Here is a 14,124-nt window from a genome sequence, read left to right as displayed (position 1 = left end):
TCTAGGTTTATTTGGTATGCCCATTTTTAAAGATACCAAATATTTCGAGAGTTTTTTGGTTATATGAACGAAAGTTCATTGTGTTTCCATTCTTAAGTGGATAGGCATGTGATACTACCCCTACTACTATTTTTTGAGGCAAGTTTATGAGTTAATAAAAGATTTATGGCAATGTAATGCTTCAAATATTACAAGGATGTTCTCTAAAAACTATGCTTTCGGGCAATATTATGGTTCAAATTGTGGCGGACTTATAATTCAAATCACAAAATAAATCGGATGCTAGAAGACCAAAATAAAGTTAATAGACCAATACTCACTGATGATACAAAAGAAAGAATCCAACGCTCTTTACAGCAATCCTTAGAATACAATGAAGAGGTATTCCTCTCTTACTACAGAAAGGGATATTTACATCACCAATACATAACAGTGACTTCTATAGATCCAGGAAACAAATTGATTCATTGTCTTGATGCTTTTAATACACATACACAATTAAAATTTGATGAATTAATTGATATTAAATAAAAAGAATGCATACACAATCGTACAATTTATTAAGAAGACTCCATTCTGAAAAAATTTAATCAAAATGGAGTCTTTTGTTAGAAATATTCATTTGTTTTTTTAAAATACTGAAAATAATTAATGCAAAATAGTTATTTAAAAGAGTTAAACCCCTAACGGTACGTTAAGAGGCTGTGATTAACAAACTCTTACTAAAAATACATGAGATTGATGAAGAAATATGATAATTGATCCCTCGCATTATAGCACTAAATTAATTTAAATTTCAACTTGATAAATTTTCGTGTGCATTCAATTTATTAAAATACGTATTATCCGTTCAAACGATACTAAAAATTTAAAATGGTATAAGCATATTTATAGACCTGTCTTTTATTGTTCATATAAAATAAAAAAGTACGAAATACCCTATTTTGTATGTGATCCTGCAAGGTAACTTGTGGGATTTTTTATTGTCATTAAATCGGAGGGATTATATGGGATACTTTAATGTTGAATTAATGAAAGCTGAAATTACTCAAGAAGAAGCTATATATAGTTACAAATTATATACAAAGGATAGCTGACAATAAGGCAGATAAATTATATGCTGCCGAAGTAATTGAGAGAGTTCATAATGAGGATAGCTCAACGAAAGATATTGATTTTATTATACGTTGTCGTAAAATGCTATAAAACAAAAAGGAACTCTGCAATATTAAAGAGTTCCTTTTTTATATTGTATTGAAAAAATTTTATGTTTCTTAAAAATGCTCTTAGAATTTCAGGATAAAGTGAGTAAAATGCATATGTAGAAAGGAGGTTTTACAATATGCAAAATCAAACAAAAACTTTTCATTTGAAAATAAAATTTTTCGGATTCAAAATAAGTATTAATTATTCCTTTTAAAAGAATCTAGCCTGTTTTTATTTGAGTACTAAAAGGTAGGATATCTCTTATTCCTATCTTTTAGTTTAACACCATTATTTTCATGAATTTTTAGACTGTAACAATTTTATTAGATCCTAAAATCTCTAAACTTTTCTCTAAAACTTTCTCATTATCAATGATAATAACATGCAATTTTTTTCTAGCTCTTGTCATCATTTGATAGAGCATTTTTGTATTATCATAATAGTAATCTTTTTTACTTGTTAGTAAATTTTTATTGTAAAAAAAGTTAGAATCTATCACTACAATTACATTATCAAATTCCTGTCCAATAACCTCATGTGCGCTTTTATTATCTCCGTTTTGATACACTTCATATGGATAATATTTATTTCCGTAACCAGGCGTATAATTTATAGCCTTCCATCCCCTATCAGTCAGTTCTTGAATATAATCCCTCACACTAGTATGACCCTCAAAATACTGCACGCTAATATTAGAATAAATTTGATGTGCATTACTTTTTGATGTATCAAACAAATTTGTGATAAAGGAAATAATCTCTTTATTGGTTCTAATTGTTTTTGTCAATGGAAAATGTCTTGGAGATACCTCAGCTTTTAAAAATTCAGGAATATTATTGCTAACTTCCCAACTAGCCAGACATTGATTAGGATCATATGAAAAAATACATTTCACATTGTTATCATTAATCCTTTGTAATATTTCCTCTAATTGGTCTTTACGTATGCGTTGAACTTCGTCTATGACAATCAGATCATATTCATTAAAGGTATAACTTTCATAGTATCTTATACCTGTTACTTCCCAATCATAAAACATTAGCTTTCTATGCCCAGCATTTACAGTTCCACAATGAATAATAAGTACTCTTTTGGAGTTATTTATATATTCTTTTGCAATATCATACGCTAAAAGAGTTTTACCAGTTCCAGCAGCTCCTTCAATTGCAATATAGGATGGTCCTCCCTCCTGTCTTAAATTTATAATCTCAGTTTTATAGTTATCTTGATGTTCAGTCAAAAAATACTGATTCTCTAGAAAGGCTTCTGTAGAATTGAATGGTGAGACTAAATAATTACAGGGATCAAACTCTTGATGTATGTCTTCAATTTCAATTAATTTTTGTTTATGTATTTGTTTAAATAAAAATTCAATATCACTCTCTTTAAATTCTTCATTTTCGTTTAAGTAATAAAGCTTTTCTTCTAAGGCAACGTAAGTGAACTGTAAAACTTTCTTTTCTAAAAAACTGAGATAATATTTATTACTTAAAAGTTGCTTTTTCATTCTATCCCCAGTATTTTTTCTTTTCAATTCTATATTAATAATAGTTTCTTCTCCAAATCTTAAAAGATCAAACTCTTTATTAATTTGGTTAATTTTATATCCTACATAAAATCCCTCTACTATTTTTAAAATATTTACAAATGATAGAAGCTCTTTAACTAAAGAACTTAAATCTTCGATTTCATCTTTTTTAACTTTAATGTCAAAATGTTCTTTATATAATTCAAATACGGAAGGTGATAGCTTTTCACTTGCATCAACTAGAGACAATAAATTTATAGGTTTCACATCAATCTTTCCCCTCAACTTAAAATAAATATCTAAACACTATCTTATTCTATTAATAAAATACCACATTTAAATGAATCTGGTAAAAATAACAAAGTACACATATAAAAAGCAAGTAAATAAAATCCCAGTAGTTAATCAAAAAACAGAATATTCAATTTTTATTTTTTCAATAACAACATCACCTTGAAATTCCGCTAACATGTTAAGATTATGGAAATATATACTAATAGGGTGAGGGGATTAAATATGAATGTGCAAACTGTCTCCAAAGGAGAAATAACAAATCTACTAAACAATTGGTATCAATCCATCATTTCACAACATGTACTAAAATCCACAAATTTCAAGAAAGAAATTGATAGCAAGATTCATCAAATTGAAGAAGACCAAAATATACTTATCTATTATTCATTACTAGATTTTAGATATAAGTTACTTACCCATGACGTTAAAAACTATAAAGATAGTTTAGAAAAGATAGATTGTATACCTGATCAAGCAGACACCTTCCTAAAATATTATCATAGTTTTTTTAAAGCAATTTATTCAATTAATATAGGAGATTACACATCAGCTAAAGAGCAATACGAAGAAGCTGAAACATTATTAAAGGATATTCCAGATGAACTTGAAATAGCTGAATTTAATTATATGTTTGGTTCTTTCCACTATCATATTTATCAGCCACTACCAGCAATCAAATATACTACAAAGGCAAAGGAATTATTTTCAAAGCATGCAGGGTATGAAATCAAAGTTGCTGCTTGTAATAACACACTAGGTCTTGCTTGTACTTCCCTCGGTCAGTATGAAAGTGCGGAAGAACACTTCCTTGCAGCTTTAAATACTTTCAACAAACACGACGAGGATAAACTATCAGCAAAAGTGAAACATAATTTAGGGTTATTGTACGCAGATCAAAACCTTTCCGAACTAGCAATAAAATACCTAAATGGATCACTTGTAAATAACCAAAAAACATTGTTCTTATTAGCGCAGGAGTATTTCAAATTAAATGATAAAAATGCTGTCACGTTGCATATTAAAAATGGATTAAAAATTTCAAACGAAGAGTATAATCATCATTTCAATATTCTAAAAGGATTAAATGACAATATAAGTACAGATGAATTGGAAGAAATCATTTTGGCAGGAATTTGTTATTTTAAGAAAGAAGAGTTATGGAAATACGTAAAAGATTATTCAGCTATTTTAGGCAATAAGTTTTACGATTCAAAATCGTATGAAAAAGCGAGCAAGTATCTACACATGACAAATGAAGCTGATAAAAAGGCTTCAGAGAAAGGAGCTTTAAAATAATGAAAAAATCTCTATTAATTTTTGCTATTATCACAGGTTTTTTATCTTTCAGCTTCAGTAACAATACAAACTTACAATCTGTATCAAAAGAAAAAGTAGATTTTGTTCAATATGCACATGGTGAAACTATTTAACACAATGAAATACTACAAAGTTATGTCATTACCCCTTTACAATGCATAACACAAATAATTATTAACAAAATAAAAAGAACCTATCATGTAGGTTCTTTTTATTTGCTGTATAAAGTTTTATAAGAAATGCTTTAACGTTACCTTTTCAGAATACAGTGATTTTCATATGTCCTTAAATTTATAACAATAACTTTTCTACACCTACGCCATCCATTAATAACAGTTTCAAAGAAGGTGATATTTTAATTGCTTCTTCGATATCTAAATCTCCAAAATCCACCATATATAATCCAAATCCTTCTTTTCCATTTGCATATAATAGCACTTTCCCACCTTCATCATCACCAATTGCAAGTGAGTTAGGTATATATTTTTGGATATTATGAGCTTCATTCATCTCTATACAATCTGCTGGACTCCAAATACGGATATATATTTCATTATTTACATTAATCTCTGCATCTGTACAATGTTGAATTATCTCTAGATAATCTGAAGGAACATCTATTGATGAAAAACCTTGTAACTCTTGAATTGTTTCTTTAGTTGCTGGAGGTTCTTGTGTTTCTAAAGTGAAAACTGCATTTAAGTTCTCAAGTATACTCATTAATACTCAATCCTTTCATATTTTACTTTTAACTTATCAAGCATTCTATATTGTTGTTCTAAAGTTCCTCTAATAGTTTCTTTAGAAAATCCCGCTTTTTCAAAATCAGAAACTATATTCTTTAATTCCGCTTGTAAAGAAGAGCTCCATTTTCCATTTCCTAAGGCTACACGTTCATCACGTCTCAAGTTCTGCGCATTAGTAATAATAGTATGTGGTAACCCCTTTCCTGTTTCAATCGTCACTGTTGGTGCAAGTTTTGGATCATATCCATATTGACTTAAATTTGCTTCCGCCCATTTCCCTTGTAAACCGTGATGAGATTGTAACTTCCCTCCATTTGGACCTCTCCCTTTTGGTTTAGGCATTGATTGTATATGCGTTTTATTAAAAAGTACATAATTCGATTCAGCACCCTTTACAGTTTTAACAGCACTAGCTGACATCTTTACACCTTTACCGATTTTAACCAACTTCCCGATTGGTGTAATACCGGCTACCGCCATACCTCCAGCTATGACTCTGTCAAAAGTACCAAGTTTCTCTCCCGTAGACGGATCTACACCTTCCCAAGCACGCCGAACATCATATTCTCCACTTATTTCACCTGTAATATCTCTGGCTAATTTATTACCATCAAATTCTTTTTTTCCTGATGCTAATGAAGTTTCATTGTTTATTGTTTCTTCTTGATTTAAATCGCTATACACAATTTTATCAGATTCACGTGCTTTTTCCTCTGTGATTTTTTGAATTGATGCAGTCCAGTTCATATTTAAATCTTGTATACTGAATGTTCCACTCGCAGGACTAAAACCTTTCCCACTTTGAACTTCTGCAAGACCTTGAGCAATACTCGTAGCTAATTGAAGCGCTGTATCAAAATTACTACTAGAAACATAATTAAATTCATATAAATGCTCTAGTTTTTCTTGAAGCTTTTGTTTCATCGTATCATAAATTCCCACCATAACTTGCATTCCTGGAAGGGTAATACTAGTTCCTTCAATGTCTGCTTTCATTCGGTCAATTTCTCGAATTTGTTCTCGTATTTCTTGTTCAATGACATCTGTTGTAGCGACTTGTGATTGAAAATCGTTCGGAAAGGAATTATTCTGTCGAATTAATTCTTCACACAAATAAATAATTCCTTGAGCTAAAGGATGAAATGTCTGTGCAAAGAATGTCTTCCCTGTATCATAAGTTTTCCCTTGCAAAATAGTATCGCCCACAAAAGCATCAATTGAATTAATAACTTGTTCCATACCTTGAATAGTGGCTACACAAAAAGCATTCATACTTTCTGTTTGAGCTTGTACTTCTCCCAAATACATGTTTAAACCCATGTACTCCCCCCTTAATAAGTAAATGATACCAACTAAAGGATAAAATTGTAAACTATGATTTTATTGATTTTTTTGATAATTTTAACTATAAAATCCTTAATGTTATTTCGCCGCCTTGTATCCTACAATTAATTCCGCAACCTATTTTTAAAACAATCGTAGCACAAAGTCAATTACACTCTCCCAAAAGGTACACCTTTAGATATAGTATATTCTTTGCAGCTTAAACTACTTCAAAAGGTATCAAAATGTACTTAAGACACACTTCATAAGTACACACACTTTTTGAGATGTGTTTGTTGAATGATTTTATGCTTATTGGAGGAGGATAGTGTCCCTATCAGTTGGATACACCACAGAGAATCCCCTTATTGTGCTGTTTATTGTTTTTAATATTTAATCTGGTACATGAAATTTTACAATTAAGTTATTCCTTTGTTTTACTTATAAAATTCCTATAGCATTCTATATGAATTTTGTGGTATTATAGAGATAGAAAATTTGTTTCCATTGTTTATACTCTATTGTACGTAGCGTGAAGGACAAACCTTACGCCCTGTTAACTCGGGCGAGGTTTGTCCTTTTTTTTTACTTTAAGGAGGAATTTACTATGAAAAAAATCTACAAAATTGGAGCAATTGTTACTACTTTATGTGTTGCTTGTATTGCGATCTTTACTTTAACTAAGAATGAATCAGTCAATACAGAAACTATAACACCAGAAAAAACAATTGTATCTGCTGCAGATGTAAAAGGATCACCTGAGAATATAAAAGATATTTCAAAAGAAGAATTAAAGGGAAAAATACAATCCCATGAAGAGTTCATTGCGTATTACTATCAACCAACCTGTCATTTTTGTAAAAAAGCTGCACCGGATATCAATCGTATGTCAAAAAAGCATGATAGAACCATTTATCGTATTGATATCTCTACACCAGAAAATCAAAGTGCCTTTCAAGAGTTCGACATTCCAGGTACTCCAGTTGTTGTAGCTTATAACAGAGGTGAAGAAATTGAACGTCTAGAAGGAGCAGTGTCAGCTGCTACCTATGATGGATTCTTTGCAAGACGTAATTCGAGCGCTAGCTAGTATAGTGCTCGTTTTTTCTGTTTAAGAAAGGAGAATTGACATGCAACAAAACGCCCGTATTCATTCGTTAGACATAATAAGAGGTATAGCCATACTATGTATCCTATTTGCGAATCTACCCACTATGACGGGACTAGATCCCTTTAATCAAGCGGGTTATATCGGTACAGATAAAGTGATTCGTTTTTTAGTAGATTTGTTTATACAGGCAAAGTTCTATACTATTTTCGCATTCTTATTTGGAGTAGGATTTTACATTTTTATGAAAAATACAGAAGCAAAAGGATATCCCATGTATAGGCTATTTATCCGAAGACTATGTATCTTACTACTCTTCGGTTTACTCCAATTCACCTTTCTATGGTATGGAGATATTCTACATGCGTATGCCTTAGCTGGATTTATTCTATTGTTCTTCTATAAGCGATCTACTAGGCTTATTTTTATAGCTGGTTGCAGTTTCCTAATGGTTAGTTATGTATTACATATCATTGTATTTTTGCGAGCAAGTTCTTCTATTTCAGAAGTGCCCAATTACTATCAATATATGTTTACAGGTAACACTACCAATCACACTGTAAATCTATTTATACATTATTCTCATCAAATAAAAGCACGTCTTTTCTTTCTAATGACTCAGGAATTCCAGCAACTACTAATAGGAATTCCGGAATATATAGGCTTATTTTTAATAGGGTTATGGGCTGGTAAGAAAAATATTTTTAAAAGGGTACCGGAATTAATAAAGAAAATTAGATTTTTACAGTGGAGTTCGTTATGTATCTCATGCCTTCTCTCTTATCCTATTATCTACTACTTTATAAAAACAGATGTCTATTACTCTCAGGATGTACAACTATGGATTCTATTTGGAGGGAAAATGCTAGCTATATTCTATATTTGTACTCTACTGAGAGTTTGTGAGAATAAAAAATATATAGAATGCCTGCACCCCTTTATGAACGTTGGCCAGTATGCTTTAACGAATTACATCACTCAAAGCATACTTACGCTTGTCATTCTTTCGTGGTGCTTTAAAGATGTCTCACACGTATATTACTGGCAATTATGTATCTTTGGGCTTTTAATTATTTTTGTACAAATTATATTCAGCAAGATTTGGAGTAAATATTTCCGTTATGGTCCTATTGAGTGGGTATGGAGAAAAGGAGTTTACAAGAAATAGGGGCACTATATCATTCTGATCCTATTAAACATTAAATAAAAAAGTGCAAAATCTATCAACAGATTTCGCACCAAAAACAGATAAAAAATACAATCACTAGAAACATAGGAGAGTGTTTCACCACTTATTATAAACCATATCTTTACATTTTTGTGTTGTAATTTTAAAATATGTAAAGATTCAATATTTTGTTTTAAATTTTCTTTTTATTTAAGTTATACTAAACTACAAAGGAACAACTCTCCTTTAGGCCGTCAAACATTATGCTAACAAAACACACACCAAAAAAACCAATTCCCGTGTAATGGAATTGGTTTTTTTGGTGTGCAATTCAGTCAATACAGCAACTTGAACCCACATTTTCAAATGTAGTCTTATTAATCTTACCATAATTTTAAAATTCTTAAACAAAAAAACTAAATCACTAGTAAGTTACGTGAATCCGCTGCTTTTTCATCAAGAAATCTGGAGTATAACAACAATTAAGTTCATACTAGCATGAACAACAAATGATACTAGTAACCTATTAGTACGCATATATACTACAGCTAGTATAACTCCAATTAAAAAATACCCAAATATAAATGGAAAATCAAAATGCATGATAGAAAAGAACAATGCGCTTATTAGTATGCTCCAAGTTTTCTTAAACTTAGACATTAAAATGTTTATGGCCGCATAACGAAAAACAAACTCTTCTACTAAAGGTGCAAGAAGAACAATTGAAACAAGTGCCACAGGAGATATTGCTGCTGCAGCGACTGTACTAGACGTATTTGCTGATTGCGTAGTTAGCTGGAATACACCCTTATCTAACACGCTACCAACCATCTGCGCAAGAAATACGAATATGATCCCAACTAAAGTCCATATGAATGAATTTCTTGATAATTTAATCGAAAACTTTGGATCATTTATTATTTCTTTACTATATATAAGAAAAATGATTATCAGCATAAGTGAAAACCCAATTAGTTCCCAATGCACAAGAAGTTGTTGAATTGCTTGCTGTTGGTTTCCCTGAATATCATACCAGCCCGTCTTCGCTAGCAATTGTACACCTATAATCCCAACAAATTGAGTCATTACAAAATAAATGAGTATGATATAACCTGATTTATGTATATTACTATTATTCATGTTAATGTATTCGCCTTTCACTTTTTTATTTAATTAACGATTTTGTTTTTAATAACGAACTTTCATTGGATCCAGTGATGTTTTTCGTTCGTCTTTTTTATAAAATTTTCATGTTATTTTTGTAAAGCCATTTCATTTTCTTTTTTAACACGTTTTCGATTACACCAGTAGCAAAGATTGGGACCCTTATGATTCATTGATGGTCTATATAAAGTTTTAACTGGCTTGCTGCATTTTGGGCATTTTTGTTTATCATATTTCACGATTTCATTCCCCTCTCAAATAAAAATTTTGTTTAGTTCTTGCAGTCAGCTTTTTGCTAACTTCCTTTTTATTTACGATCGAAGAATGATAAAAATTCACTGTAGCTAAAAAGTTCAAATTCTCCCGTGTCACTTTTAACAGCTATACCTACATCCTCTGGTGTTCTAAACATCTTGAAATCTTCATAGTTAAACCAATATTCTTTATCAATACTGAATCCTCTTAAATTGGCTTTTGGTACGACGTACATCCAATCTCTAAGATTTATTAGTAACTCAATTGAATCCTGTAAAAGATCTAGAGTATCATCCATATATATTCCCCTTTTCCCTTAAATAATTATTTTGTTTTATTTCATCGATTTTAAATATCAGATAAATCATAAATTGAAGCATCTATATGCTTAATAATAAAAATGTCTTTTTTAGAGTAACTACTATGGTTGCTAAAGCTATAAACATCAAGAGAAGGAAAACGCTCTGTAAGCATCTTTATAAGTAATGAACGATTTTGATGATTGTCGATTAAATCCAATTTTTCACTCCGTCCTTTTTCAAAGTCGGCAAATTCAAATCCCATTTCACGTAAATATTGAATGTGTTCCTCTCGGCTCCTTTTATCTGTTACAGGAGTTTTACTGAAAGAACGACAATGTTCTAACATAAAGCTAAGTTTCACTCTCATTCCACCATAGGGGTAATACTTCGTATCATGCACATGATTAAAACCTTCTGTATTCCACCATTCACTAACAACTTCAGAAAGATGTTTCAACTGTTCTTTTAAACCATCAACTGGTTTATCGGAACCTAATTTACCCTGTAATTCATGTATCTTTTGATTCGCCTTTTTAATCTCCGCATAACGTTTTTCTTTTTCTTCCAACAGATATGATTCGTAATTTAGTACTTTTGCTGCTTCACTAAAATAGCTTTCTATCAATGATGGAAGTGTTTTTGACATTTCGATTGAAAGTAAATCTTTACTCACCCATTCACGTAATTGAGCATTAGCAAAGTGCATATCCTTTAACACCTTCAGTAATACAGATTTTTGATCCTCATTCAATTCCAATTTCTTTTCGTCCATTTCCCCAGCTCCTTTATTTTCAAACAACGCTTTGGTTAATTATGATAATGATTCTTTTGCTATTCGATTCACATCTTTAACAATTGCATTATCTACTCCATTTGTTATTCCTTTTATTAGTTTTAACGATTCTTGGTATTTTTCGTTACGTATTTTGTACTCTTTATATGCCTTTGATGTTTGCTCTAAATTCCACAAAGCATTTAAACGATAATTATTAATGTCATAAGCCAAGCTCAGTAATTCATTTAATTCAGATAAACTAACCTCTACCACGGTCTTACCATTCTCAAAACGAGATTTTCCATTAGAGAGTTTATTTTTAATTGAATCAATCTTTTCTTTCATAAACCCACCTACTTCTCTACAAAATTCATATTTTATTACATTAAGTAATTACAAATGAACACTAAAAATTATATATAATAATTATATAATTAGGTGCCCATACAGTTATCTCAGACTATCTACTAAAATCAAGCCGCTTGCAGATGCTTTAAACCCATTTCTAATGCACCTGTTCCACCAAATCCCTGATTAAATAATAGTGGGACATCATACTTCTTTGCGTACTCTTTTGCTACATCAATAGATACATGGCCACATGCACCTTTTTGAATGACAATAACATCGCATTTTTTTATAACACTTCGAAACGTTTTCTTTACGCCTCCGTGATTTTTCCCATCATGGAAAATAACCTGGCAGTCTCTTTTTTTGGCCAACTTCTCTAACGTTCTTCCATTTGATCCACCTAAAACTAGAATTGTACTCATTCCCACTCACTCTCCTTATCTTTCTTCTTTATGTATGTACTTGGTGATGTTAATAACACAAGTGTACAAGCAACAATATTCATTAACACAAAACAAACTATTAATAAAATAATGAAAATCGGGGACAACAAGATAAAAATAAAGCCACTTACCACCAAACAGATGAAAATGAAGCCATTGCTCATATCTTCGTAACCATCTAGCCCTTTTACAATATTTAAACTATGCATCCATACTGTGATACTATCCCAATTTTCTATTAACAGATAGCCACCACCCAACAAAAAAGCCCATCCAAGCAACGTTCCTAATAATCCAGAATTTCGTCCTATATAATACCCCGAAACAAAATTCGCAGCTGTTCCAATTAACATTCTCATTTGTATTCCTCCATATCCATTTCATTTAACGTTATATACAAATTTCTTTTAACCATGGTTTTATTATATCAGAAAATTATGAATATTCAATAAATATTTTTAGGTACTCTTTATTTTTTTATAAAAGGGTTGTGTTTTTCTCCACAACCCTCACTTTCTTCTTAATCCACAGGTACTTCTTCTTGTCCATGTGGAATTTGTGCAATTGGTGTTACAATTTGTGCATATTTGTTTACCTGCACTTTAAATTGTCGTGGTTCTAAGAAGTTTACCTGTTGAATTAAAACTTCAATATGAAACGTATCTACTTTTTTTCCACGATCAATTTTGGTAATACGCGCATTGTAAAATTGATCTCCATTTAGGAAATACCTTTGAACAGCTTCTGTAGCCAGCATACGCTCATTACTTGTCATCTTCATTGGTTCAATACCAAATCCAGCCTTTGTAAACAAATACGGGACATCATAACTACTATTAGAAATTTTTCGTAGTAAATCCTCTACTGTTTTTGTCTTTGCGATATATTCTTCCTCTTTTGTATCAAATCCCTTTGGCTTATCACCAAGCATCTCGATTTCATCTTGATTTACCTGCTCTTCCTCTTGTACTTGTGATTTCATCATATAACGATGAATCGTATTATAGGTCGCAACGCCTACTACTAACACTATAATTACCAATATAACTAAGTACTTACGAGGCAGATTAGCTAACATATTCATGACTTTCTTCATATCATCACATCCCATATCAGTCGATTACATTACGGACTTGCGTCATATGTTGTCCTCTTGCCGTATAGTTTAGACCTGTAATTTGTACACCTTTATTATCACCAATATGAATCATTTTCTGATTCCCTAAATAAATAGATACATGGTTCGGATTTTCATAGAAAATTAAGTCTCCTGGCTGTGCACGACCGATATCGGGCACCTGTTTTCCCTGTCCAATTTGAGCACCTGTCCAATCCCCTAGTTGGACACCTATACTGGTTTTAAACACGTATTGTGTAAATCCTGAACAATCAGCACTACCTGCAGCTGGATTTCTAGCACCGGATACATAGCTCACTTTCCCTTGCCCAATCCATTTTTTCGCTTCTTCCAGTACCTTTTGTCGTTTAGCATTTGTCATTGTAGGAGAACCACCAGATGATAACCCTGGATCATCATTTTTCTTAAAGAATTTCATTGGATCTGTTGGTTGGTCATTAATACGAATTTGGAAATCTAAATGGACAGCGTATCCATTCATATTAAGGAAACCTGTATCTCTATCAAAGTTAGAACCGCCCATTTCCCCAATAATTTGCCCTTTTGTCACCATAGTTCCCGGTGCAACTGATATTTTACTCAAATGTAAGTAACGAGATACAATACCATTTCCATGATCTACATAGACACCTAGACCACCACCATTTACATTTCCTGTTTGGGCTGTTACAATACCTACTTCCATTGACCATACAGGGTCTCCAGCTTTTCCGGCGGTCATGGCCCCAATATCAACTGCATTATGTTGCTTTCCACCACGCACTGCATCAAACGTATCTGTAATACGACCTGATTTCGTTGGCCATTTCCAACCTTTATCAGAAATCCATTCTCCAGATACATCTGCCACACAACCTAAATCTTTGTAATATTTTAAAACTTTGGAAACATATGTGTAGAGTAAACATCCAGCGCCTTATTACATTCCTGTGATAGGTTTCCAAATGTTCCTCCCCGAACCGGACTTACATCTCTCAATGTATCCGGCTCTCCATCTGTCTTCTGC

The 14,124-nt window shown here is 31.7% G+C and carries 14 protein-coding genes and 1 pseudogene; 4 read left to right on the top strand and 11 right to left on the bottom strand.

All coding sequences use genetic code 11. From position 1 onward, the window contains the following. Nucleotides 1-279: 279 nt before the first annotated feature. Complete coding sequence (locus ACS2CR_RS30495; protein ID WP_000888766.1) at nucleotides 280-531, top strand: YolD-like family protein; 252 nt, start codon at nucleotides 280-282, stop codon at nucleotides 529-531. Between the two features lie 979 nt (nucleotides 532-1,510). Here the strand turns inward: ACS2CR_RS30495 and ACS2CR_RS30490 are convergent. Next, nucleotides 1,511-3,001 (bottom strand): DNA/RNA helicase domain-containing protein, encoded by a 1,491-nt coding sequence (locus tag ACS2CR_RS30490; protein WP_000802626.1) that lies wholly within the window; start codon nucleotides 2,999-3,001, stop codon nucleotides 1,511-1,513. 249 nt (nucleotides 3,002-3,250) lie between these two features. On the opposite strand from ACS2CR_RS30490, the gene ACS2CR_RS30485 reads away from it, so the two are divergent. After that, on the top strand, nucleotides 3,251-4,324 hold the full coding sequence (locus ACS2CR_RS30485) for a Rap family tetratricopeptide repeat protein (RefSeq protein WP_001102776.1): 1,074 nt from the start codon (nucleotides 3,251-3,253) through the stop codon (nucleotides 4,322-4,324). Between the two features lie 312 nt (nucleotides 4,325-4,636). On the opposite strand, the gene ACS2CR_RS30480 is transcribed toward ACS2CR_RS30485, so the two are convergent. Together ACS2CR_RS30480 and ACS2CR_RS30475 are read right to left on the bottom strand one after the other, a co-directional pair. Beyond that, entirely contained in the window at nucleotides 4,637-5,065 is a 429-nt protein-coding gene (locus ACS2CR_RS30480; protein ID WP_000025329.1) for an SMI1/KNR4 family protein, read from the bottom strand. Further along, the gene (locus ACS2CR_RS30475; protein WP_000523962.1) at nucleotides 5,065-6,411 is read right to left on the bottom strand and encodes a pre-toxin TG domain-containing protein; all 1,347 of its coding nucleotides are present in this window, start codon (nucleotides 6,409-6,411) and stop codon (nucleotides 5,065-5,067) included. Before ACS2CR_RS30475 ends, ACS2CR_RS30480 begins: the two co-directional genes overlap by 1 nt. 610 nt (nucleotides 6,412-7,021) lie before the next feature. Here ACS2CR_RS30475 and ACS2CR_RS30470 point away from each other — a divergent pair. Together ACS2CR_RS30470 and ACS2CR_RS30465 are read left to right on the top strand one after the other, a co-directional pair. Further along, the gene (locus ACS2CR_RS30470) at nucleotides 7,022-7,504 is read left to right on the top strand and encodes a thioredoxin family protein (RefSeq protein WP_000725572.1); all 483 of its coding nucleotides are present in this window, start codon (nucleotides 7,022-7,024) and stop codon (nucleotides 7,502-7,504) included. Between the two features lie 40 nt (nucleotides 7,505-7,544). Beyond that, a complete protein-coding gene (locus ACS2CR_RS30465; RefSeq protein ID WP_001186844.1) occupies nucleotides 7,545-8,690 on the top strand; it encodes a DUF418 domain-containing protein in 1,146 nt (381 codons plus the stop codon). A gap of 456 nt (nucleotides 8,691-9,146) precedes the next feature. Here the strand turns inward: ACS2CR_RS30465 and ACS2CR_RS30460 are convergent, their stop codons facing one another. From ACS2CR_RS30460 to ACS2CR_RS30425, 8 genes and pseudogenes are all read right to left on the bottom strand, one after another. Next, nucleotides 9,147-9,830 carry a CPBP family intramembrane glutamic endopeptidase gene (locus tag ACS2CR_RS30460; protein ID WP_001065855.1) on the bottom strand — a complete coding sequence of 228 codons (684 nt, stop codon included), beginning with the start codon at nucleotides 9,828-9,830 and terminating at the stop codon, nucleotides 9,147-9,149. Nucleotides 9,831-10,161: 331 nt separating this feature from the next. Beyond that, the gene (locus ACS2CR_RS30455) at nucleotides 10,162-10,407 is read right to left on the bottom strand and encodes a hypothetical protein (protein WP_000342852.1); all 246 of its coding nucleotides are present in this window, start codon (nucleotides 10,405-10,407) and stop codon (nucleotides 10,162-10,164) included. A gap of 50 nt (nucleotides 10,408-10,457) precedes the next feature. Further along, nucleotides 10,458-11,183: a hypothetical protein gene (locus ACS2CR_RS30450; protein WP_000343609.1), complete on the bottom strand. Its 726-nt coding sequence runs from the start codon at nucleotides 11,181-11,183 to the stop codon at nucleotides 10,458-10,460. A gap of 39 nt (nucleotides 11,184-11,222) precedes the next feature. After that, nucleotides 11,223-11,531 (bottom strand): hypothetical protein, encoded by a 309-nt coding sequence (locus ACS2CR_RS30445; RefSeq protein ID WP_000659905.1) that lies wholly within the window; start codon nucleotides 11,529-11,531, stop codon nucleotides 11,223-11,225. A 128-nt stretch (nucleotides 11,532-11,659) separates the two neighbouring features. After that, nucleotides 11,660-11,959 (bottom strand): DUF2325 domain-containing protein, encoded by a 300-nt coding sequence (locus ACS2CR_RS30440; protein ID WP_000104242.1) that lies wholly within the window; start codon nucleotides 11,957-11,959, stop codon nucleotides 11,660-11,662. Then, complete coding sequence (locus tag ACS2CR_RS30435; RefSeq protein WP_001242518.1) at nucleotides 11,956-12,339, bottom strand: hypothetical protein; 384 nt, start codon at nucleotides 12,337-12,339, stop codon at nucleotides 11,956-11,958. The genes ACS2CR_RS30440 and ACS2CR_RS30435 overlap by 4 nt, the downstream gene beginning before the upstream one ends. Before the next feature lie 161 nt (nucleotides 12,340-12,500). Beyond that, nucleotides 12,501-13,076, bottom strand: a complete 576-nt coding sequence (locus ACS2CR_RS30430; protein ID WP_000757464.1) for a hypothetical protein — start codon at nucleotides 13,074-13,076, stop codon at nucleotides 12,501-12,503. A gap of 16 nt (nucleotides 13,077-13,092) precedes the next feature. Further along, nucleotides 13,093-14,016: pseudogene (locus ACS2CR_RS30425) on the bottom strand (NlpC/P60 family protein); the annotation flags it as partial. Nucleotides 14,017-14,124 lie beyond the last annotated feature (108 nt).

The organism is Bacillus cereus group sp. BceL291 (assembly GCF_051776705.1).
In the GTDB taxonomy this organism is placed as follows: Bacteria; Bacillota; Bacilli; order Bacillales; family Bacillaceae_G; genus Bacillus_A; species Bacillus_A cereus.
This window is presented reverse-complemented; position numbering and strand designations above follow the sequence as displayed.